We start from the raw sequence: 22818 nt of genomic DNA, 5'->3' as shown, positions 1-22818 counted from the left end.
GATGGTTTCATGTTCTATTTCACTCCCCTTCCGGGGTTCTTTTCACCTTTCCCTCGCGGTACTGGTTCACTATCGGTCACACAGTAGTATTTAGCCTTACGAGGTGGTCCTCGCTGATTCACATGGGATTCCTCGTGCCCCATGCTACTCGGGATTCAGCTCCTATCCTTGAGTTTTTGACTACAGGACTTTCACCTTCTTTGGTGCAGTATTTAGCTGCTTCGTCTAACCGCTAGATTCGTTCTCGCTGTCCCACTACCCCAGAAGGTAAACCCTCTGGTTTAGGCTCTTCCCCTTTCGCTCACCACTACTTAGGGAATCTCTAATTTGATTTCTCTTCCTCCAGCTACTAAGATGTTTCAATTCGCTGGGTTGGCTCTTTCCTGCCTATATATTCAGCAGGTAGTATTTAGGGTTCCCCCATTCGGATATCTCCGGCTCACAGTCTGCTTCCAACTCCCCGGAGCATTTCGTCGGTAACCACGTCCTTCTTCGCCTCTGTGTGCCTAGGTATCCACCATCAGCCCTTATTAGCTTGACCACTATTCCATTGGTTTTCCAACTTGCATTCACCAACACTATTCGTGCCTGTGTCTGCCTGCTTTCTATCGCGTTACTATGCAGTTTTCAAGGTTCTGGCTGGAATTATTCCAGCAGTTTGACTATTTAAACAAAGAGTCAATTGCTGATTTTATCCACAATCTTTCGTCTTACCACATTCTCTGCTTTCGTCTCAAAAACAATTTTATTGCTTTTTTTACTTTCACTACAGAGATAATGTGGAGGTTAGCGGACTCGAACCGCTGACATCCTGCTTGCAAAGCAGGCGCTCTACCAACTGAGCTAAACCCCCATCAAAATAATTCGTAATTCATATTGCATAATTCGTAATTAATTACGAACTACGAATTAGTAATTACTAATTATCTTCAGGTGGGNCATCCTGGACTCGAACCAGGGACCTCACCCTTATCAGGGGTGCGCTCTAACCACCTGAGCTAATAGCCCATAATTGAGAACCTTTCTATAGTTTGAAAGCCTTAACTATTCCTGCGACCGACCTAGAGTAGACCATCTTTGTCTCTATTCACTGTTTGCTTTCGATTTCAAAGTTGGGTAGGTCTCCCTAAAAGGAGGTGATCCAGCCACACCTTCCGGTACGGCTACCTTGTTACGACTTCACCCCAGTCACCAGCACTGCCTTCGGCATCCTCCCCCACGAATGGTTGGAGTAATGACTTCGGGCGTTGCCAGCTTCCATGGTGTGACGGGCGGTGTGTACAAGGCCCGGGAACGAATTCACTGCAGTATGCTGACCTGCAATTACTAGCGATTCCTCCTTCACGCAGGCGAGTTGCAGCCTGCGATCTGAACTGAGCCACGGTTTATGAGATTTGCTTGCTATCGCTAGCTCGCTGCCCTTTGTCCGTAGCATTGTAGTACGTGTGTAGCCCAAGACGTAAGGGGCATGCTGACTTGACGTCATCCCCACCTTCCTCCGGTTTGTCACCGGCAGTCTCTCTAGAGTGCCCAACTTAATGCTGGCAACTAAAAACGAGGGTTGCGCTCGTTGCGGGACTTAACCCAACATCTCACGACACGAGCTGACGACAGCCATGCACCACCTGTGTTCGCGCTCCCGAAGGCACCCCTCCCTTTCCAGAGGGTTCGCGACATGTCAAGTCTTGGTAAGGTTCTTCGCGTTGCATCGAATTAAACCACATACTCCACCGCTTGTGCGGGCCCCCGTCAATTCCTTTGAGTTTCACACTTGCGTGCGTACTCCCCAGGCGGGATACTTAACGCGTTAGCTCCGGCACGGCTCGGGTCGATACAAGCCACGCCTAGTATCCATCGTTTACGGCTAGGACTACTGGGGTATCTAATCCCATTCGCTCCCCTAGCTTTCGTCCCTCAGTGTCAGTTGCGGCCTAGCAGAGCGCTTTCGCCACCGGTGTTCTTCCTGATCTCTACGCATTTCACCGCTACACCAGGAATTCCCTCTGCCCCGAACGCACTCTAGCTATGTAGTTTCCACTGCTCTTATGAGGTTGAGCCTCACTCTTTAACAGCAGACTTACATAGCCACCTGCGGACGCTTTACGCCCAATCATTCCGGATAACGCTTGCATCCTCCGTATTACCGCGGCTGCTGGCACGGAGTTAGCCGATGCTTATTCCTCAGGTACCGTCATTTTTTTCTTCCCTGAGAAAAGAGGTTTACAACCCAAGAGCCTTCCTCCCTCACGCGGTATTGCTCCGTCAGGCTTTCGCCCATTGCGGAAAATTCCCCACTGCTGCCTCCCGTAGGAGTCTGGGCCGTGTCTCAGTCCCAGTGTGGCTGATCATCCTCTCAGACCAGCTACTGATCGTCGCCTAGGTGCGCTCTTACCACACCTACTAGCTAATCAGACGCGAGCTCATCTTCAGGCAATAAATCTTTCACCTTTCGGCACATCCGGTATTAGCCACCGTTTCCAGTGGTTGTCCCCGACCTGAAGCTAGATTCTCACGCGTTACTCACCCGTCCGCCACTATCTCCGAAGAGACCGTTCGACTTGCATGTGTTAAGCATACCGCCAGCGTTCATCCTGAGCCAGGATCAAACTCTCCATTTTGTAGATAAAGTTCGTTTAGCTCTTATTCGACTGATTTATACCTCAGTCTGGTAATTCTCTTTACTGACGCAGGGTATATGTTATATACTGGCTTTCAAACTATATGATTTTCAAGGTTCGGTGTCCCTACCAGCGCCGCTTTTCGCGCTCCGCTCTCAGGCACTTATCTAATATATCGAGCCTCCTTTGGTTTGTCAACTTTTTTTTGGGAAAATTTTTTTGAGTCTGTTTTTGCGTCGCAAAACTCCTCACAGTGCTGGGTTTAGGTAACAATGGTTGATGCACTGTGCTGAAGAAGGAAAGGTAGAGCGTGAATTTTCAGTCGGTAATAGCTTCACTGCATGAATTTTGGGTAAATCGCGGTTGCTTGATTGCCCAGCCTTACGACATTGAGAAGGGAGCAGGTACGAAAAATCCCCATACTTTTTTACGGGCGCTGGGGCCAGAGCCCTGGGCGGTTGCTTATGTGGAACCTTGCCGTCGTCCTACAGATGGGCGCTATGGTGAAAACCCTAATCGCTTTCAATACTATTATCAGTACCAAGTTCTGATTAAACCTTCACCAGATAATATCCAAGAGATTTATCTTGATTCTTTAAGAGCGTTAGGGATTCATCCTGAAGACCATGACATAAGGTTTGTGGAAGATAACTGGGAAGATGCAACTGTAGGTGCTTGGGGTACTGGTTGGGAAGTTTGGTTAGATGGAATGGAAATTACCCAATTTACCTACTTCCAACAATGTGGGGGAATTGATTGCCGTCCAGTATCGATTGAGATTACATACGGTTTAGAAAGATTGGCGATGTACCTCCAGCAGGTAGAAGCCATCACTAAAATTCAGTGGACGGACAACATTACTTATGGTGATGTTTTCCTGCAAGCAGAAATTGAACAGTGTACTTACAACTTTGAAGCGTCGAATCCGGAGATGCTGCTGACACTATTTAATTTGTATGAGCAGGAAGCTACTCAATTGACTGAGCAGGGATTGGTTTTACCTGGCTTAGACTATGTCATTAAGTGTTCTCACACTTTTAATTTACTGGATGCACGGGGTGTAATTTCCGTGACAGAACGGACTCGATATATTGGGAGAATTCGGCATTTAGCGCGGAAAGTAGCTACTTTATATGTTGAGCAAAGAGAGAAATTAGGTTTTCCGCTACTCAAAAATGCCGTAAGTTAAACAGTAGAGATTAACACTGAGGATAATTACAACTTGGCTAAACCCCTATAACCTCCTTCAAAAAGGGAGGTTTGGTATTATATTATCCCAGCAAGCAAATAGTGATGGTGTGTGAGAAATGTTGAATTGGAGCGAGTTACTAGAACCGATCGCAGCTTGGTTTCGTTCTTTAGGACTGCCCTATCCAATTGTGCATTGGGGACATCCTGTGATGATGGCGATTGTTGTATTTGTCATGGGTAGTTTTGTAGCAATAGCAGGTTGGAGGGGGAGAATTAGTGCAGATAAAGATGTAGCAATTAAAAGCCGCAGCGATCATCGTAAACTAGCACCCTGGTTATTCTTCTTTCTAGCAGCAGGTTATACAGGTGGGGTATTGTCTTTGGTGATGCAACGTCAACCAATTTTTGAAAGCCCCCATTTTTACACTGGTACTATTGTGCTGTTGCTGCTACTTGTTAATGCTGTGATTTCTCTAAATGGATTTGCTGGTGATAATACAGGATTACGCAGCCTTCATGCATACTTAGGGACTACAGCAATTTTGATTTTGTTTATCCATGCAGTATTAGGGTTTAATTTAGGCACATCTTTTTGATAAAGTTATTGCAAAAAGTTGTACAAATAAAGCCTGTGCCCCATAAGACTGGTAGTCACTGGCTCTACAAACACAGCCCGCAGATGCGGGTTTCATTTTATAGTCAGCAAGTACTTGTATTAGAAGTCTTATGATTCAGGCTAGTGGTGTAATTATCTGTCTTGGCTATATTCTGGGACTACTATTTACAGCAGTTCCTTGGGGCGGTGTATGGATTTTGTTGCTAGGAATATTGATAGCAGTGCTGTTGCGGCTACGTTTTCTTAAATCACGGCAACTTACTCAAAAACCAGAAAATGCTGCAACTAAAACTAAGGCAATATCTAGTTTCTGGCAAAATACTCCGCAACCGAGAATTTGGTTAGCTGCAGGTTTAGTAGGTTTATTGGCTACCCTGTATTTTCAATGGCGAGTACCAGAACCAGGTCCAAAAGATATTAGTAAATTTGTCCCGCCAGGAAATAGTAGTAATCAAGAACAAGTAGTAAGTGTGCGTGGTGAAGTGGCAAGTACACCACGTTTAACTCGCACTCAGCGAGGACAATTTTGGTTGGAAGCGACTCAACTGGATGAGGTTAAAAAAGGTGATGGCCCCGCAGGTGTAAGTAAAGGGGTAACGGGTAAGTTATATGTGACAGTGCCAATACTTCAGGCAACTGGCTTATATCCAGGTCAACAAATTGCGGTAACTGGAGTTTTGTATAAGCCAAAAGCAGCATCTAACCCTGGTGCTTTTGATTTTCAAAAGTTTCTCAAACAGGAAGCTACATTTGCAGGTTTAACAGGCAGACAGATAAATATTCTGGATGAAGAACCACGTAAATGGGGATGGTGGCAAATTCGGGAGCGAATTGTGCGATCGCAAGTTCGTTGGCTGGGTATTCCAGAAGGGCCCCTTGTCAGTGCAATGGTTTTAGGTAGCAAAACTGTTGATTTACCTTATGATATCCGCGATTTATTTGTCCAGGCTGGCTTGGCTCATGCTTTAGCAGCTTCCGGGTTCCAGACTTCGTTGATTTTAGGAGTGATATTACAATTAACGAGGCGTGCAAAAAAGGGAACTCAATTTATCCTTGGTTGTTTAGGATTGCTGATTTTCTTGAGTTTAACTGGTTTTCAGCCTGCGGTTTTAAGAGCCGTAATTATGGGTTTTGCGGCATTAGTAGGATTAGCTTTAAAAAGAAAGGTAAAACAGTTAGGCTCGCTATTACTAGCGGCAACAATATTATTGCTATTTAATCCGTTATGGATTTGGGACTTGGGTTTTCAACTTAGCTTTTTAGCGACGCTGGGATTAGTGGTAACAGTACCACCGATAATTCAACGCTTAGGTTGGTTACCACCTGCGATCGCATCTTTAATTGCTGTCCCCTTAGCTGCAACAATTTGGACTTTACCGTTGCAGTTGTTTTTCTTTGGGGTAGTACCGTCTTATAGCTTAATCCTCAATATTATTACCACCCCATTGATTTCTGTTATTAGTATCGGTGGAATTATTAGTGCCTTGGCAGCATTAATTTGGCCAGCCGCTGGCAGTTTTTTAGCGGGAATTTTGCATGCCCCTACTGATTGGCTAATTAAATTAGTAGAATTTTTTAGCAAGTTACCAGGGAATTCCTTTGCTGTTGGGAGCATTTCTCCTTGGCAAATGCTCACTCTATATACATTAATTTTATTAGTTGTTTTGGCACGCTGGTGGCGACAACGTTGGTGGTTTGCTAGTTTTATTGCTATTGGTTTAGTACTCATTCCTGTTTGGCATTCTGCTAACAGTTTGTTCAGAATTACTGTATTAGCAGCAGGTGCAGAACCAGTTTTAGTGATTCAAGATAGGGGAACAGTTACTCTGATTAATAGTGGAGATGAAAGTACAGGACGCTTTACAATTTTACCGTTTTTACAACAGCAAGGTGTGAATAAAATCGATTGGGCGATCGCAACTGATTTTCAAGATCATGAGAGTAGCGGTTGGCTGGAAGTGATGCAACGCTTACCCATCAAAAATTTTTACAGCTATCCCCCTAAGCCAGAAAACATTGTGGAAGCGCAGGTAATTCAACAGGAATTACAACAGCGTCAAGGTGTGTATCAGCCTTTGGCATTGGGACAAGCAATCACTACTGGCTCAGTAGTTGCACAATTAATTAATGACCAGTTGCCGATGTTGCAATTGCAAATTCAAGGTCAGAATTGGTTATTAGTAGGTAACCTCAAGTCTAAAGAAATAGCACAGCTAGTCAAGTCTGGGAGTTTACCACGTCCCCAAGTATTATGGTGTGTGCCTGAGTCGTTGAAAGATTTAGTTTTAGCACTACAACCAGAAATTGCGATCGCATCTTCCCCTGACTTGGAACCAAAGGTTTTGTCTGAACTTAGCCAAAGTCAAACGAAACTTTTCTTTACGGGGCGAGATGGCGCAATTCAGTGGACACAAGGGAGTGATTTTGAAGCCTTTATTCAGGCTACAGAAAATAAGTCCTCTGTGTTGTGATTAGTTCGTGAGTCGTAGCCCCATAATTACTAAGTCACGTTCTACGCCATCAAGTTCTGCGATGTTGGGTAAATGTCCCCAAGGTGTGAATCCAAATCGTTCAAATAGCTTTAAACTGGGCTGGTTATGGGCAAAAATAAAGCCAATTAAAGTTTTTAAGCCTAAATCTGGGCTTTGCTTGATTGCTTGTGCTAAAAGCTGTTGTCCTAAACCGCATTTTTGGAACTCTGGGGCAATATAAATGCTAATTTCGGCAGTCTTACTATAAGCCGGTCGTCCGTAAAAAGATTGGAAACTTAGCCACCCAGCTATTACACTATTTACTTCTATCACCCACAGGGGTCTGTGTGAAGGCGATCGCCCGCGAAACCAATTGAGGCGGCTTTCTATTGACACCGGCTCTAAATCAGCACTAGCCATGCGGGTAGGAATTGCAGCATTGTAAATTGCCACAATAGCTGGTAAGTCAATTTCAGTCGCATGGCGAATAGTCATTGCTGCTGTCTCTGGGAATTTTGGCGAAAATATTTAAAGATAATACCGCTTTAGTGGTAGTAATTCTATAGGTTGAGGTATTAATTGTTCTGTTGACATTGCACGAGCCGTTGTTGCTGCTGGGTGCAACTAAATATGTTGATGAGTTCATCTATGGAAATTTCATGAACCTCAATTAGTGTAACTATTTCAATATGAGTAGCAATCAGTGCAACTACTGCTGTTACAGCTGATCAGATTGCTTTTGTAATGTACGGTAGAAAAAATAGTTACGAGTGATCCACAGCTTTTACTAAATGACACTAAGGCGCGCATCCAGAATTATTTCAAAAACTAAATAATCAACCTAATCTTGCACCCTAAAACTTAATAAGCTGTTACGCATTTAAATTGTATATTTCGCGCTCAGGTGGTCAAAAGGAGCCAGTGCGTTGTGCGGCTTTGCCGACTTGAAGTAACTAGCGTTCAAGAGTCAAAAGTCCAAGCTAGCCTTTGACCCTGGAACGCCAGTTCACTCAACGGAGGGAACCTCCGCACGTAACTAGCTCCTCTTGACCCTTGACAGTCCTAACGCCAGGATATTCGATTGATGCGCGTATCAGCTTATCTTTACTCTAGTCTTAATTTTCTGAATCAGGTTATATGATTTGACCTCTTCTTCAAGAAATATATTTTATAAATCTGCTAAGTAAATCTCAAACATAAAATATACAATCATTGATTTATACAGTAGCTAAAATTACTTTTTGGATAAATGTATATTATTTATTTGAGTAGTATTTTTTGATGTTAACTCCATTAAATTACATAGCCCATTGGGTAATTTTATTTCCAGCCATAGGTAGAGGTTGATGAAATTATCCATAGCTAGAATCGAGGCAATTGCAGATAGTAATTATTGCCATAGCGATAAATTTTATTTTGAAGAATATGCCTACTAACCTCATACATGAGCAGAGTAATCCAACTTCTGAAAATACTACTCAATCTCTAGAATTTGAATTTGGTCTTTTTATCTTAAATCTCAGGAATGGTATTTGGCTAGCGGGGATTCCATCTTGGCTGTTTGGCATAACTGATAGAAGTTTGGCTGCATTTGCCGATGGTTATATATCTGCTTTGGAAGTGTTTCAGCTATTTACAGCATCATTTTTCTTTTTGAGTTGGCTCTATTTAAGACCAGAACAAGATGTAAATAGCAATGCAGGTTCTCTATGCCCGATTCAAGATAGCAAGTTTGATTTGAAAAAGCGGCACATGATCAGCCAGGAATATATTTTACCTTTCCCTTATCTCTGCCAAATCTATCATTTGTTGAATTTAAAACATTTAGAAACTATCCATAAGTTCAGCCTGAACAATCTACGAGTAATTAATATCAACTCATTTCAGCCTACAGAAATTGGGGGAAAAATCCAATTTCAAACAATTTTAGAGTCTCCAGTTAACGCACTTAGAATTTGGCGGCAACCAATTGTAGAAGTGGATTTAATCTTGCATACTCCCTATACAGTTGAACTTAGTATTCCAGTTTATAATGGCAAACGCATCACTGTCATGTTTTATGCATTACCTTTAACTCAAAGGGAGCATTATCTGTTTATAGAAATCTACAGTGATTTAGAATGGCCAAAGCCTATCATGCAAATATTATTGCATTTCGCTGCTTGTTTGACGCTGTTTGAAGATTTACCTTATTTACGCAACTTGGGCGAAAAAAATCTTGAGCGGTTATTCAATATAAATTTTGCTTCCAATCATCAAACAATGTTGCTGTTTAAAAGATTTGTGGAGCTATATGGTTCACATACGAAAGCACCGAAATTAATTAGTAATTCGTAATTAATTCGGTAGAAGCAAGAACTACCAAGTTGAAAAGGAAATAAAAACATATCTAGGGACGCAACGTATATTGTGTCCCTAGATTGTTCTTGTATTATTTTTTCAAAGTGGGATCAAAGCATTTGATCACCACCACTAACAGGTAAATAAGCACCTGTAATAAATCTGGCTTCATCAGAAGCTAAGATGAGAATTGCACTAGCGATGTCTTCTGGCATTCCGTTTCTTTTCAAAGGTGTAAATTGAGCCGATGCTGTTTTGTGTTCTTGTGGTAATCTTGCTGTTGCATCTGTGATAGTCAATCCCGGTGCGATCGCATTCACTCTAATTCCGTGTGGCCCGAGTTCTAATGCTAAACTTTTCACAAAAGCATCCAATCCTGATTTAGCAGTACTATGAGCGGAGAATCCCTCACCAGGATTACGAGATAGCCCACTACTAATTGCAATAATGCAACCCCGTTGATGTTTCATCATTGATGGTACAACTGCTTTACAAGGAAAAAAAGCTCCTTGAAGTTCTCCTAGTAATTTGGTTTCAAAATCTTCCCAGCGATAATCTACGAAAGGTGCAATAGGAAAATTCGCATTGGCGTTAATTATAAGAGTATCAATTGCACCGAAAGCCTCAGAAACTGCTTGCACCATTGCATTTACTTGCTGAGAGTCTCTCACATCCGCCTTGACTGCTAGTGCTTTCCCACCATCTGACGAGATTTCTTCCACAACTTGTTGAGCAGCTTCCTCGCTACTGTAGTAATTTACTCCTACTGCTGCACCATGACGGCTTAACAATTTGGCGGTAGCTGCACCAATTCCGCGACTCGCACCAGTAATAAGAACAACGCGATCGCGCATTAACCGATCAATTTGGGAGTTCTGAGGTTGTATGCTAACCATTTTAATTTCCTCAATTGAAACGAAAATTTAGTGTGTAGGTATGGGTGCTAACCAAAAATCTCTACAGAATTAGAAGAAATACTGCGAAAAGGAATAAACTCTCTTGATTCTTGTAATCAATGCTTAGTAGCAATTCAAAATTCAAATTAAGAAATTTAGATTTTGTCTAATTTTCTATGTTTGTGAATTTTGGTTGATTGTGGATAATTGGTAGATGCAGAATAAGACACATTCTGACAGCAGATTACTATATATATAATTGTTGAGTTAAAAATTTTAGATTAGAAAAATATTTTTTAATTTATTACGGCTTTTTTATAAGTAAAAATGCTTCTTCGGGCTAATTTTAAATCTTCGATAAATATTAAGCTAATCTAATGTTTATATTTTAAATTCTGTCATTAGTTATACATAATCAATGTATTTTGTGAAATCTAAATATACTGTTAGTAATGTCAAGGCTGAAATAACAGGAATAATATAAATAATTGAGCATTAGTAATTGCATTGGAAATTACTAATACAAAAGTTATAGATGTAAAATATTTTTTTAATACTTATAGCTGCTTTTTTTATACTTATAGACAGAAGATACACAACTCTACAATTAATACCCTGTTGATCAGGTAATTGCAGAAATATGTCTTGAAAAGTTTGCTTATGAAATCTAGATATAAATTTCAATATTTTCAAGGGAGTTTTTTGTCCGATCTGTTTGCTCAAGACATCACTGATGAAGCTTATGGGTTCCTCTTAAACTATCCAGCAACCGCTAGTTGGGCGGCTTACCCCAACACAAAACAATATTTTATTCAAGATGGTAGCAGCGAAGCTAGTAAAACCTCATTCGACAAAATTTGTCAAAAGGAACCTTGGAAAAATCTAGCTGTTTTAGGCGATGCTATTCCGGGAATTGTGATTATTCCGCCGCATAAGTTGCTAGTTGAGTACTGGCGATCGCATTTTCCCAGTAAATATAGCAATATGGAAATGAGAGATTGCTCGGTTTATTTAGATGAACTCAGCCATAGTGATGACTTTGACAAAATCATTACTCTATTTCCCTTCGATCATCTGAAGGAAGAAAAACACGCGATCGCACCCGATATCCATTACCGTTTACTCAGCAAAGTCAGTTTAGCTGAATTAGGAGTGCAATGTCCTAAATACAAAAGCTACAATCTACAATCTGTCAATCTTGAAGATATTCAATTACCAGAAAAATTCCCCTATCTCATCAAAACATCTCACGGGCTTTCTGGCGAAGGTACTTATATTATTAAAAGTACTAGCGATTTAAATTATTGCCTGACAGAAATTAAAAAATATCTCGATATTAAGTTACTCACAACAATTATTGTTTCCGAGTTTGTCAAAAATGCTATCCAGAATTGGTGTGTCCAATTCTATGTCAATAAATTAGGAGATATCAACCTCATTGGTACTACAAGTCAAGTAGTTACCCCACAAGGCGACTATTTAGGTGGATTAATTGATTACCGCAATACTGACATGAGCCGATTTTATGACATGATTGCGGCAATTGGTCAGTATGCTCACAACCAGGGCTATTTTGGGGTGATTGGCTTCGATGTTTTGGAAGATAAAGAAGGACAGTTTTATGTGATAGATGCTAATTTCCGCGTTAATGGCTCAACTCCACTTTGCTTGCAGCGCCATACTCTATTAAGTCTAGGCAAAACAGTAGCTAAATATTCTACTGACTACCGCATAGATGGGACATTAGACTCTATTTTAGTAAGTTTAAAACCAGAGTTAGAACGCAAAGACTTGATAGTTTTGTCAGCTTTGGAAAAGGTTAAATACGGCAAAATTTACACCGAAATTTATGGAATAGTAGCAGGAGAAACGGTAGAAAATATACAGCAGATTGAACAGAATTTACAGAACAAAGGGTTAGAGTTTTAAAAAGAATATTCTCTAGTAACTCGAGTACAAGCGCACATCTATGCACCTCTAGTTGGTTGTAATTCCAACACTATCACCAGGTTTAGAAGGCCATCTAATAGTTAAAATTGTACAATCAGATTCAGCTATCCAAGTATGAGGTACACCTACACACCACAGAGCGTAATCACCCTCACGCGATAATACAATTTCTCTGTCTTCAAATTGCAAACGGAATTTTCCATTAATCAGAATTGAAATAGTAGCAGCTTGGTTATTTACTGCCCATTGAGTTCTACTATCACCAGCTTTATGAACACCCCATTTAACTTCTAACTCTTCTGTGGAACGCGGATCGTCCACAGGGGTAATAAAGTGTCCCATGAACCATCCCCAGCGATTTGCGCCCTCTTGTTGTGCGTTACCGAAAACAACTTTTTTATCTGTCATTTGTTATTTGGCGAAAGTTTCTGGCACCAAAATTTTTCCGGTGTAACCAGATTGATTGTATGCTGTTAGGGCCTGATTTGCGTAAGCTGAGGCTTTTCCTTGACCTGATACTAAAGCAACACAAGCACCACCAAAACCAGCGCCCGTTAGCCTTGCGCCTAAAACGCCTGGGGTTTTCTGCAAAATATCAACTAATGTATCCAATGCTGGTACAGAAACTTCGTAATCATCCCGCAAACTAGCATGGGATGCATTCATCAATTCGCCAAAGCGCTGAGATGAAACTCCTTGCAACACTTCCAAAACGCGGTTATTTTCTGTAACTACGTGACGCGCCCGCCGTTTTAAGAGTTCTGGTAAATCTTGCACAGCACTAGCATCACTAATGTCTCGCAGTGCTTTCACTCCTAGCAATCGCGCCGCCTCTTCACATTCTGCGCGTCTTTGGTTATATCCGCTACTTGCTAAACTACGAGGCGCACCGCTATCTATGACTACAATCTCTGCATCTGAAGGTAAAGATAACACACGCTGTTCTAGAGTACGAGTATCTAAAAATAGCATATGCTCAGTATCGGCTAGGCTGGAAGCCATCTGATCCATAATGCCGCATTGCACACCTGCATAATGAATTTCCGCTTGCTGTGCGAGTTGGGCAATTTCTACATCATTAATTGGAAGGTTAAGAAGTTGGCGCATTGCTTTGAGAGTGCTAACCTCTAAAGCCGCACTACTAGACAAACCCGAACCTATTGGTACCAATGACTTTACATACAAATTAAGTGGTGGAATTGTATATCCTTTTTGTTGTAAAACTTGGATACAACCAAATATATAACTTGCAAATCCTGATGGCGTATGGTTGGTTCCTAAGATGCTAACTATCTCATCTAAATTTTCAGAGTAAAAATGATGTTTTCCATCACTACTAAAAGCTAACTGTACCGTTGTTTTTTGTGGAATAGCTGTTGGTAAAACGAAGCCATCATTATAATCTGTGTGTTCTCCTAGAAGGTTTACCCTTCCTGGTGCACTGGCTTCGGTTTCGGGTTGTTGAGCAAATATTTTGTGGAAGTTCATAATTGTTTTGTGATAACAAAGCTAGCAAATATTCAACATCTATCTATAGGTTTAATCTGTAAGATGTAGTTCATGTAGGAGAGCCAGTGCGTTGCGGAGATGTCCTCCGTTGTAGCAACTGGCATTGCGTTAGCGATAGCGTAACGCATCAGCACCAAAGCTTTTTGTGCGTTACAGCTTACTAAAATTTTTTTAGAAATCAAATCGGATTCTATAAGTAGGATATGTGATGTTGAGAGTACGGCATCTTTTATAAATGTTTTGATATGTTACGTCTTTCGCCTAACACAGCCTACGTAATACTTGTATTTTTCAACTTTAAATATGCAATTCTTTATTACTAAAAATGTAGGATTTCTCTAGGAAATTTTATTGATATGATTGCAAAATTATCACTTTTAATTTGGGTATCAGATTATTATTGACTAATTTTCCTAGCCTGCTCAGATTTCAGTAAGAAGAATATTTTTGATGTGTCAGTTTTTCGGGAGTTCCTCTGCTAGCCCTGATTTTTCAGACCGCTATATTTTCAATGTTCTTGATTGCTTTTCCTCTAAAAAATTTAAGATCCCCCAAACTGCTCTTTCTCGTGAGCTTGGGGGATCGCAATATGTGGTAGTCTATAAGAGGTTCAGTATAGTTGGTTACGAAACGATTCTAAACCCTAGACTTGCTTTTGGGTAGTGTAACCACGAGAATTTATACTAATTTTATCACTTCTTCATTGACGCTTCATTAGCTGTAATTTAGCGAAAAATTCGGATATGTTTGGTATGACAACGGCTATAGTTGTGATACTACATCTTGTATCCGCGAATAAACTGTAATCTGTCACGCTGCCTCACCTGTAAGGTAAGGGAACAATGTAAGTATTATGGATTTTAAACGGTACAAGATATTACATATCATCTAGTTAGCAAATATCCGTAACAAATATGAAATTCAAGATTGTTGCTATCCTTAGCCTGTTAGCTTGTTTTGGGTTAGCAGAACAAGCTTTAGCCTTCAATCAGCAAGACGTTGATCAATTAAAAGCTTCAAGTTCCTGTCCCCGGTGCGATTTAAGCGGTGCTGACCTTACACAACTGAATTTAGCTGGTGCAAACTTACGAGATGCTAATTTGAGGGCAACTAATTTCTCTCAAGTAAACCTGACAAATGCTGACCTCACTGGTGCGGATTTGGAAGCTGCGGTTCTGACTTCTGCAAATCTTACTGGTGCTTCTTTAACAGGTACAAATTTAAAATCAGCAACTTTAGAAAATGCCAATCTTTCTTATGCTGGTTTTATCAGTGCCAATTTAGAAGCAGCTAACCTCAAAGGCTCTACATTGCTGTTCACTAATTTCCGGGCGGCACATTTCCGGCTGACAACTATGGCTAATGGTGTGGTTACTTCTGATAAACCCTATGGTTGGTCTTTACAAGAAGGGCCAGACGCACAAGCGAATCAGAAGAAGAAATAGGGAATGGGGACTGGGTAATGGGTAATGGGTAATGGTCAATCTAAAATCCGTCTTGGAAAGTTCTGATCGGCGGAAGCCGCCGCTCAGACTTTCCGCAAAATCTACAATTGTTTGGCTCTTGACCCTTAACCCTTTCTTTATCATGGGAACAAAGCCTGTCACTTGCGATCAATCCATGCTTACCCAGATTAAAGATTTATCCAAAAAACTAGCACCTCGTCTGATTGAAATTCGCCGTCATATTCACTCTCACCCTGAACTCAGTGGTCAGGAATACCAAACATCTGCTTTTGTTGCAGGTGTACTTTCTTCCAGTGGCCTTCATGTGCAAGAGGGTGTGGGAAAAACTGGTGTGATTGGAGAACTACAAGGTAATGGTAGTGATGAGCGTTTATTGGCAATTCGTACCGATATGGACGCTTTACCCATCCAAGAACGCACAGGCTTGGAATACGCCTCTCGCGCTGAAGGTGTGATGCACGCGTGTGGTCATGATGTCCACACTACCGTGGGTTTGGGTACAGCAATGGTATTATCCCAAATAGCAGAAGAATTAGGCGGTAAAACCCGATTCTTATTTCAGCCAGCCGAGGAAATTGCCCAGGGTGCAAGCTGGATGGTACAAGATGGGGCAATGGAAAAAGTTTCAGCCATCTTGGGGGTTCATGTTTTCCCTTCTATACCTGCAGGTTCCATTGGTGTACGTTATGGTGCGTTAACTGCTGCGGCTGACGATTTAGAGATTATCATTGTTGGTGAGTCTGGACATGGGGCGCGTCCCCATGAGGCAATAGATGCCATTTGGATTGCAGCGCAGGTAATTACTGCATTGCAACAAGCCATTAGCCGCACACAAAATCCCCTACGGCCTGTAGTTTTGAGCATTGGGCAGATTACTGGTGGCAGAGCGCCCAACGTAATTGCTGATAAAGTACGGTTGTTGGGAACTGTGCGATCGCTTCACCCCGAAACTCGTGCTAGTCTCCCTAACTGGATTGAAAAAATTGTGGCTAATGTTTGCCATTCCTTTGGGGCCAAGTATCAAGTCAATTATCACCAGGGTGTACCCAGCGTGCAAAATGATTATGCCCTGACACAATTATTGCAATCATCAGCAGAAGAAGCATGGAGTAGCGATCGCGTCCAAGTCTTACCTGAATCTTCCCTGGGTGCTGAAGATTTTTCTGTGTATTTAGAACACGCCCCTGGTGCCATGTTCCGTTTGGGCGTAGGCTACAAAGATAGAATTATTAATCACCCGCTACACCATCCAGAATTTGAGGTTGATGAATCTGCAATTATCACTGGGGTGGTGACTATGGCTTATACAGCTTATAAGTATTGGCAGTCTCCTCAAATTGTCTAAAATCTTGTTTATCTTGATGCGATCGCCTGATAAAGTGCGTTGGTGCAGCCCGCCGCAGGCATCGCTTTTTTGCTAAATAAAATAATGTAGATTTTGTACAATATTACTAATTTGTACAAAATTGCTAAAAATATGGATATTGTCAGTGCAACGGAAGCTCGTGCTAATTTACCAGAATTAATTAACCGTGCTGAGTACGGCAAAGAACGTATTGTAATTGAGCGTCACGGTAAAGCGGTTGTGGCGATTATTAATCTTGAGGATCTGAAGTTGCTAGAAGCTATTGAGGATGCGCTTGACTCAGCTAAACTTCGGCGTGCTGTAGAAGAGAATGACGGATTTACCACAATAGAAGCAATCATGGCACAGCGTGGTGATGAGTGAGCGTTATACATTGAGGATTACAAAGACAGCTGAAAAAGACTTACTTGAATTGCAAGCTAAACAATTTAAGCAAGTTGTCTCGAAAATCTTATCATTGCAAGGTAATCCTAGACCCCAAGACTGTAAAACTCTAAAAGGCTATGAAGGTGGTTATCGTGTAGATTCTGGCGAATACCGAATTCTTTACACTATTGATGACGAGACTCAATTAGTTGATGTGTTTAGAGTTGGGAAGCGCAATGATGATGAAGTTTACAAGAATTTATAAATAATACTCCCAACACCGAGGTGCTGGGAGTAGCTTCTAACTAACCTTTACTAGCTTCCAAAGAAGGCTTGAAGATATCCTAGACGTTAGCTTCGCTGACAACGCCAAGTCTTTCTTGAATTTTCTTCTTAGCAGCTTTGAATTCAGTAGCCCATTGTTCGGTTTGTTCGCTGCTGAGGTTGTTGCGAATAGCAGCAAACATTGTGCTTTCTTCTTGGCGGATATGATCGCCAACGTCATTCATCAACTGTCTGACTTTATCTTTGAATTGATCTGAAGAGGGGCTAATTGCTTTAATTTCTTCCAACACCCGCTTCATTTCAGCTTGCTCGTCATACAGTTCTTGGGTATCACCTTCACCGTAGAAAGCACGTACACGTGGGTAAACTACTTCTTCTTCTGCTTCAGCGTGGGCGGTTAAATCCTTGTAGATTTGACCGAAGTACTCTTGAATTTTTTGGGGATTGTTGCTTTGCAACAGTTCAGTAAATAGAGTATTTACCTTGGCATGATCTGAGCGAATGACATCTTGGATATTCATATCCTTTTTGTCACTGCTTTGGGTAACGGCGCTACCTACTGCACCACTAACTGCGGCCATAGCATCTTGAACACGTGCCCAAATACCTTGATCTGCTTCTTGACCAGTGAGTTCGCGAACACCTAGAATTTCCAGAACGCCTTTGAGTTGTTCTTGGTGAGCGCGGTTCTCAAAGTTAACTGCATTCAAAGGGCCAATCGCAACCATTACGTCAGCACCAACTTTTTGAGCAGCCTTATGAACGATTAAGCCACTCATTACTATTTGATGCTTCAACAATTCATGCTGAGATACCTTCTCATACAAGCTGAGTTCGGAACCTTGGAACAGTTGACGTGCTTTATCAATAAATTGTTGAACTGTTTGTCTGGGTTGAGCTTGGATACCATACTGACCAATTACGGTTTCCAAAATCCCTAAATTCTTTTGATCGTCTTTGATGAAATCCCGAATGCGGTCAGAAATTTCGGAATCTAGACCTTGCTGTAAAAGTTGTTGTTCATTTTGTAGAACCAACTCTTGCAAAGCTTTCATATCTGCCAATTTAACGGCAATTGCATTACGTTTAGTATCATCTAAACTAGCTACCATTATTCAGTTCTCCTCAGAAAGAATTCTTATTTGTCACTAATACCAAGTTTGCATACGGCTGAGAATCCTTCCCTCTTTCTTTTGAGTGATTACCTTAATAACCTCGGGTAGAAAAATAAAAATTTTTACTCATAAATAAATACTTCTACTTTTAGATATAGAGATATTCAATATTTACTCCGCCGTCAGATAGATAATTTTTCTGCTCCAATTTTCTAGATTGACTCAAAGGTAGTCAATTAAAAGATGAATGCTCAAGAATGAAAGATGATGTATAAAATTACGCTCTAATTCTATAAATAGGTTATAAATCTTGAAAATAGATATTTATCTACTTAGTTTACAGGCGTAAAAAATACAAATATCTATCATTTTTTATAGTTCATTTTTATGGTCAAAATCGGAGATTAAATTATCATGACTGACAGTCCTGGGCTAGGAGAGCAAGCGCTGAATAAAGCGGCAGAAGTCGGTTTATCTAGCCAGTTAGATGAAGTAGAAAATTTAGATGTCGAGATTAAAACCGATCCGCTCAAATTGGTTCAAGGACAGGTAGATTCAGTCTCCATTGAAGGAGAGGGTATGGTAATGCAAAAAGACCTCCGAGTGGAGGAAATGGATATGCAAATCCAAAGCGTTGCCATCAATCCTTTAAGTGTTGCATTTGGCAAAATTGAGCTAACAAAACCCACTGTGGGAAGTGCGCGAGTCGTTTTAAATGAAGCAGATATTAACCGCGCTTTTAACTCAGATTATGTTCGTTCGCAACTTCAAAGTCAGAAAATACAAGTCAATGGAGAAGTGAGAACAATTAACCCACAAAATGTAGATTTTCGCCTACCAGGTGACGGGAAAGTTGCTATCAATGCCAACATTTTATTAGTAGAAACTGGTGAAACACACAAAGTTGCTTTTGAAGCAGTACCCCGTGTTAGTGCTAACGGCAAAACTGTTTCTTTAGAGAATGTTGAGTATGGAGAAGGTGAAGAAATATCTCCAGAACTCACAAAAGCTTTGGTTAATCAAACCAGCGAACTTTTAAACTTGAGCAACTTTGACTTGGAAGGAATGACCTTACAAGTTAACAGTTTAAAGGTAGAACCAGGGAAACTCATACTTCAAGCTCAAGCTTATGTTGAGCAAATTCCTTCTTCAAATTAAGGTACTAAAATAATGGAAACTACAGAGAATACCCAAACGACCTCGACACCATTTCCTAATCTGCCACCAATTATTGAAAGTGACGATCGCGAATATCATGATAGCGGTGTACCCAGTACAGTTGCGATCGCAGGTCATCCTCTACACCCTCTAAGTGTGATCTTTCCTATAGCCTTTTTAGCCGCAGCTTTGGGAAGTGATTTCGGTTATTGGTTAACCAAAGATTTCTTTTGGGCTAGGGCTTCCTTCTGGTTAATCGGATTAGGATTAGCCGGAGGTGTCTTAGCCGCACTCATCGGCCTCAGCGACTTTATGAAAATAGAGCGAGTCCGTAAGCGTCAGGCTGGTTGGGCACATTTGATACTAAATGTTTCTGTCCTCGTTTTAACTCTTGTTAATTTCCTGATTCGTCTTGGTGATGTAGAGTCACGCATACTACCTTGGGGATTGTTAATCTCCTTGGTTGTAGGAACTTTGACTAGCCTTTCTGGGTGGTTCGGTGCAGAACTCTCCTATCGCCACAAAATCGGAGTCGTAGGCGCGGGTAGTAAAAGATACCCTTAGTTAAAGCATAAGGGCGAAGCCTCATACATAAATTGAAGAGCGTAGAGACAGCTAAGGGGAAAGAGTAAATTAAAACCTTTCCCCTTTTTCTTTTTTTAAATTGATATCGACTTTCTCAAATTTAATTGCCTGAATCAATTAAATTTGAGAAAGTGCAGCACAAGTTAACGGTGGCTGGATATTGGCGGGAGATGACGCTGCGACTAACTCAATTTTGCCATCAGCCCGACGATGCCAAGCAGTAGCTTGCACGAGAGTTTTGTTGGGCAATTGAGGTATTCGTGCTGTCACTCCACTATTTTTCCGATATGTAGAGATATCACGAGTATCAGACCAAGTGCGATCGCTCCTGACTTCTTGCATCGGATTTTGAGGTATTCCACCTCGACCTGTCGCTACAAATGTGCTACCAGTATTTGCTGCACAACCTGAAGCAATTTGCTGCGATGAATCGGTGACATTCTCTGGTAGTTCGAGTAAACCAGAATTTGGGTCAACACCAATGGTATTCACTTGTACATTACCACTCAGCCCAAATTGTGAACTGGCAGTGATATCACTATTGAGTGTGGGTTGGGCTTGAAACTCTAACCCAAAGATACCTTGAGTGGTAATTTGGATATTACCACCACTTCCTAAGACAGCATTGGCTGAAATATCGCTGTTTTCGCTGGGTACAGCTACCATCGACCCCACGTTAATATTAATGTTGCCACCTGTGGAAGCACCCAAAGCATTAGTAATAATTTTACTACCGCGCCGTAATAGCAGTACATCATTGACATTGAGGTGGATGTTTCCCTGACCACCGCCATTTACCTCAGAACGTAGGCTAGCAGAATTGTCTAGGAAAAGATTCTTAGCTGTAATATTGAGGTTACCTGCATCGCCATTGCCTGTATTACTGACAGTAATTACTGCATTATCTTTAACAGTCACATTGTCTGATTTGATATTTATAGACCCCGCAGGCAAGCTATTAGCGGAGGATGCAGCGATCGCACTGGGCAGATAACTGCCATTAATTAGGCTTTGGGAAGTTCCTTGTACCTCAATATTTTTCACGTTGAGGTTAACACTACCAGCAGATCCCTGACCCAAACTGGAGGAAGTTATCTGTCCACCGTTAAACACACGCAAACTATCTGCTGTCAGGTTAATTGTTCCACCTTGACCAACAGCATCCTTACCGACTCCCACAGTAATACCACTCACCGCTTGGTTAAAACTATTGATTACTGGGTCACTAACTTCTACATCCTGAGCATGAATCTCTATATTTCCCGCTTGACCATTTCCTGTGACATCATTAGCCACTGAGCCACCCTTTGACAGCGTCAAGTGGCCAGTATTAATTAAAATATTGCCAGCTTGTCCTACTGTAAAAGGTTGAATTGAACTAATCACAGCACTGTTTGAGCCATCCACGCCCACTCCTGAAATCTCTAGTTTCTCGGAGGCTCGAATTACAATGTCTCCAGACTTACCAATGGTGGGAGACTCAGAAAAACCAGGGATATAAAAACCGATCACATCTGCACTAATAAAACCACCATCAAGCAGACTCACCCTTTGAGCATCAATAGTTACCTTGCCATTTTCATTCGAGTGACCACCGCTAATTAAAGTAGTAATAGCGCTAGCAAAGTATAGACCTAAATCAGAACCTATAAAGAAATAAGGAAATCGATTGTAACCAGTAACTTCCACAGTTGCAGCTTTAATATTAATATCTCCCGTTCTGGAGTCATTACTGGGGATGGGGCTAAAGGATATAAAGTCGAAGGGAGAACTCAGAGTAGACTCAAGCCAAGCTCCATTGGCTAAACGTAAACGCCCTGTTTCGACTGTAATATCTCCGGCTCTACCTTGATTCCCCACAACGCTAGTGTGTAAACCGGGGGTAGAATATTGGTCTGCAGCAGATGCGCCTAACAAATCTACAAATTCTGTAGTTTTAATGTTTATCCCTTGCCCTTTTCCTAAGGTTCCAGTGCTGGAACTGATTTGCGAACCGTCCTGAAGTGTCAAACCTCGCCCCCGAATATTGATTGCTCCGCCATTCATGCCATTAGTCTGGATATATGAGGACTGTCTGAGCAAAATATTTCCCCAATCAGCCGCAGCAGGGCTAGTGAGTTGTAAGCCGCCTTGATTATTTAAACCTACTTCTGCATTTCGCAATGCCCATAATTCGACTTTGCCATCAGGATTAGCCAAATAGGTTTGATTAATATCAAGATCACTACCTATTAACGCTACAGTTTGCGCCTTAAATATTTGTGGAGAACCATACAGGATGTTGGCTGATGAGTTACCTTGAGTGCGAATCGCTCCAGCATTCGCTCCTAGTTGCAATCCCACAGGTACACTCATCGTTAATAATGGTGGTGTCGCGGAGTTTACTGCACTAAATTCCACCCCATCAGCAAATTTGATACTACTCGCCGTTGTCCCCACAAATGCACCACCAATATTTAAGCTGGCATTCGGCCCAAATACAATTCCTGCTGGATTCAGCAAAAATAAACTGACTGAGTTATTGTGATTGATTGTGCTAATCAACCCGTCAATCTGGGAGACATTTCCACCTGTCACCCGACTAAATATGTTTGTAATATTTGGTGTGTTGACTAAATCAAAGGTTGCTGTACCACCAGTGGGAACAGAAAAATTACTAAAGCTATGAAATAGATTATTTCCTTTAGCTATACCATTAAGAATTGTAAAATTATTATCACTAGATTTAATATTTGTGTTGATAGTGCCATCAGAGATCACCTGAGCATGAGCATAGCTGTTGCCAAGAAAAATCATTCCTAATGGCAGCATCAAACTTGCCAATACGCGATTCACTAAACTTGAGACAACAAAGAGCGATCGCATTTTCCTACCTCTTTTTATACG

The 22818-nt window shown here is 41.4% G+C and carries 17 protein-coding genes, 2 tRNA genes and 2 rRNA genes (1 of these 21 cut by a window edge); 11 read left to right on the top strand and 10 right to left on the bottom strand.

Annotation, left to right across the window (positions count from 1 at the left end):
- The 4 genes from AACU25_RS06675 to AACU25_RS06660 all read right to left on the bottom strand — a co-directional run.
- Positions 1-541: ribosomal RNA gene (locus AACU25_RS06675) — 23S ribosomal RNA — on the bottom strand (it extends 2282 nt beyond the left edge of the window).
- Positions 542-780: 239 nt separating this feature from the next.
- Positions 781-853: transfer RNA gene (locus tag AACU25_RS06670), tRNA-Ala, on the bottom strand.
- Between the two features lie 81 nt (positions 854-934).
- Positions 935-1008: transfer RNA gene (locus tag AACU25_RS06665), tRNA-Ile, on the bottom strand.
- Positions 1009-1129: 121 nt separating this feature from the next.
- Positions 1130-2618 (bottom strand): 16S ribosomal RNA (locus AACU25_RS06660).
- Together the 16S and 23S rRNA genes with 2 tRNA genes alongside form the textbook arrangement of a ribosomal RNA operon.
- Positions 2619-2928: 310 nt before the next feature.
- On the opposite strand from AACU25_RS06660, the gene glyQ reads away from it, so the two are divergent.
- The 3 genes from glyQ to AACU25_RS06645 all read left to right on the top strand — a co-directional run bounded on the left by glyQ (position 2929) and on the right by AACU25_RS06645 (position 6896).
- On the top strand, positions 2929-3807 hold the full coding sequence (glyQ, locus tag AACU25_RS06655) for a glycine--tRNA ligase subunit alpha (protein WP_096574461.1): 879 nt from the start codon (positions 2929-2931) through the stop codon (positions 3805-3807).
- 118 nt (positions 3808-3925) lie between these two features.
- Positions 3926-4405, top strand: coding sequence for a DUF4079 domain-containing protein (locus tag AACU25_RS06650; RefSeq protein ID WP_096574460.1), 480 nt, complete (start codon positions 3926-3928; stop codon positions 4403-4405).
- A 130-nt stretch (positions 4406-4535) separates the two neighbouring features.
- Positions 4536-6896 carry a ComEC/Rec2 family competence protein gene (locus AACU25_RS06645; protein ID WP_096574459.1) on the top strand — a complete coding sequence of 787 codons (2361 nt, stop codon included), beginning with the start codon at positions 4536-4538 and terminating at the stop codon, positions 6894-6896.
- Here the strand turns inward: AACU25_RS06645 and AACU25_RS06640 are convergent, their stop codons facing one another.
- Positions 6897-7391 carry a GNAT family N-acetyltransferase gene (locus tag AACU25_RS06640; RefSeq protein ID WP_045874507.1) on the bottom strand — a complete coding sequence of 165 codons (495 nt, stop codon included), beginning with the start codon at positions 7389-7391 and terminating at the stop codon, positions 6897-6899.
- 930 nt (positions 7392-8321) lie between these two features.
- Between AACU25_RS06640 and AACU25_RS06635 the strand changes: the two genes are divergently transcribed.
- Positions 8322-9233 (top strand): hypothetical protein, encoded by a 912-nt coding sequence (locus AACU25_RS06635; protein WP_096574458.1) that lies wholly within the window; start codon positions 8322-8324, stop codon positions 9231-9233.
- A 113-nt stretch (positions 9234-9346) separates the two neighbouring features.
- Here AACU25_RS06635 and AACU25_RS06630 read toward each other — a convergent pair whose 3' ends face one another.
- Entirely contained in the window at positions 9347-10132 is a 786-nt protein-coding gene (locus tag AACU25_RS06630; protein WP_096574457.1) for an SDR family oxidoreductase, read from the bottom strand.
- Between the two features lie 660 nt (positions 10133-10792).
- On the opposite strand from AACU25_RS06630, the gene AACU25_RS06625 reads away from it, so the two are divergent.
- Positions 10793-12061, top strand: coding sequence for an ATP-grasp domain-containing protein (locus tag AACU25_RS06625; RefSeq protein ID WP_096574456.1), 1269 nt, complete (start codon positions 10793-10795; stop codon positions 12059-12061).
- Between the two features lie 48 nt (positions 12062-12109).
- Here AACU25_RS06625 and AACU25_RS06620 read toward each other — a convergent pair whose 3' ends face one another.
- Both AACU25_RS06620 and galK read right to left on the bottom strand, forming a co-directional pair.
- Positions 12110-12490, bottom strand: a complete 381-nt coding sequence (locus AACU25_RS06620) for a signal peptidase I (RefSeq protein ID WP_096574455.1) — start codon at positions 12488-12490, stop codon at positions 12110-12112.
- A 3-nt stretch (positions 12491-12493) separates the two neighbouring features.
- Positions 12494-13570: a galactokinase gene (galK, locus tag AACU25_RS06615; RefSeq protein WP_096574454.1), complete on the bottom strand. Its 1077-nt coding sequence runs from the start codon at positions 13568-13570 to the stop codon at positions 12494-12496.
- 935 nt (positions 13571-14505) lie between these two features.
- On the opposite strand from galK, the gene AACU25_RS06610 reads away from it, so the two are divergent.
- The 4 genes from AACU25_RS06610 to AACU25_RS06595 all read left to right on the top strand — a co-directional run bounded on the left by AACU25_RS06610 (position 14506) and on the right by AACU25_RS06595 (position 17054).
- Positions 14506-15036 carry a pentapeptide repeat-containing protein gene (locus tag AACU25_RS06610; RefSeq protein ID WP_096574453.1) on the top strand — a complete coding sequence of 177 codons (531 nt, stop codon included), beginning with the start codon at positions 14506-14508 and terminating at the stop codon, positions 15034-15036.
- Positions 15037-15211: 175 nt separating this feature from the next.
- Positions 15212-16402: an amidohydrolase gene (locus AACU25_RS06605; protein WP_096574452.1), complete on the top strand. Its 1191-nt coding sequence runs from the start codon at positions 15212-15214 to the stop codon at positions 16400-16402.
- 132 nt (positions 16403-16534) lie between these two features.
- On the top strand, positions 16535-16786 hold the full coding sequence (locus AACU25_RS06600; RefSeq protein WP_096574451.1) for a type II toxin-antitoxin system Phd/YefM family antitoxin: 252 nt from the start codon (positions 16535-16537) through the stop codon (positions 16784-16786).
- Positions 16779-17054 carry a type II toxin-antitoxin system RelE family toxin gene (locus AACU25_RS06595; RefSeq protein ID WP_096574450.1) on the top strand — a complete coding sequence of 92 codons (276 nt, stop codon included), beginning with the start codon at positions 16779-16781 and terminating at the stop codon, positions 17052-17054. The genes AACU25_RS06600 and AACU25_RS06595 overlap by 8 nt, the downstream gene beginning before the upstream one ends.
- A gap of 79 nt (positions 17055-17133) precedes the next feature.
- Here AACU25_RS06595 and AACU25_RS06590 read toward each other — a convergent pair whose 3' ends face one another.
- Complete coding sequence (locus tag AACU25_RS06590; RefSeq protein ID WP_096574449.1) at positions 17134-18186, bottom strand: hemerythrin domain-containing protein; 1053 nt, start codon at positions 18184-18186, stop codon at positions 17134-17136.
- Between the two features lie 417 nt (positions 18187-18603).
- Between AACU25_RS06590 and AACU25_RS06585 the strand changes: the two genes are divergently transcribed.
- Positions 18604-19347, top strand: a complete 744-nt coding sequence (locus tag AACU25_RS06585; RefSeq protein ID WP_096574448.1) for an LmeA family phospholipid-binding protein — start codon at positions 18604-18606, stop codon at positions 19345-19347.
- 12 nt (positions 19348-19359) lie between these two features.
- Complete coding sequence (locus tag AACU25_RS06580) at positions 19360-19911, top strand: DUF2231 domain-containing protein (protein ID WP_096574447.1); 552 nt, start codon at positions 19360-19362, stop codon at positions 19909-19911.
- A 138-nt stretch (positions 19912-20049) separates the two neighbouring features.
- Here the strand turns inward: AACU25_RS06580 and AACU25_RS06575 are convergent, their stop codons facing one another.
- Positions 20050-22743, bottom strand: a complete 2694-nt coding sequence (locus AACU25_RS06575; RefSeq protein WP_321206795.1) for an S-layer family protein — start codon at positions 22741-22743, stop codon at positions 20050-20052.
- Positions 22744-22818 lie beyond the last annotated feature (75 nt).

It is taken from the genome of Tolypothrix tenuis PCC 7101 (genome assembly GCF_963874875.1).
Classification (GTDB): Bacteria; Cyanobacteriota; Cyanobacteriia; order Cyanobacteriales; family Nostocaceae; genus Aulosira; species Aulosira tenue.
This window is presented reverse-complemented; position numbering and strand designations above follow the sequence as displayed.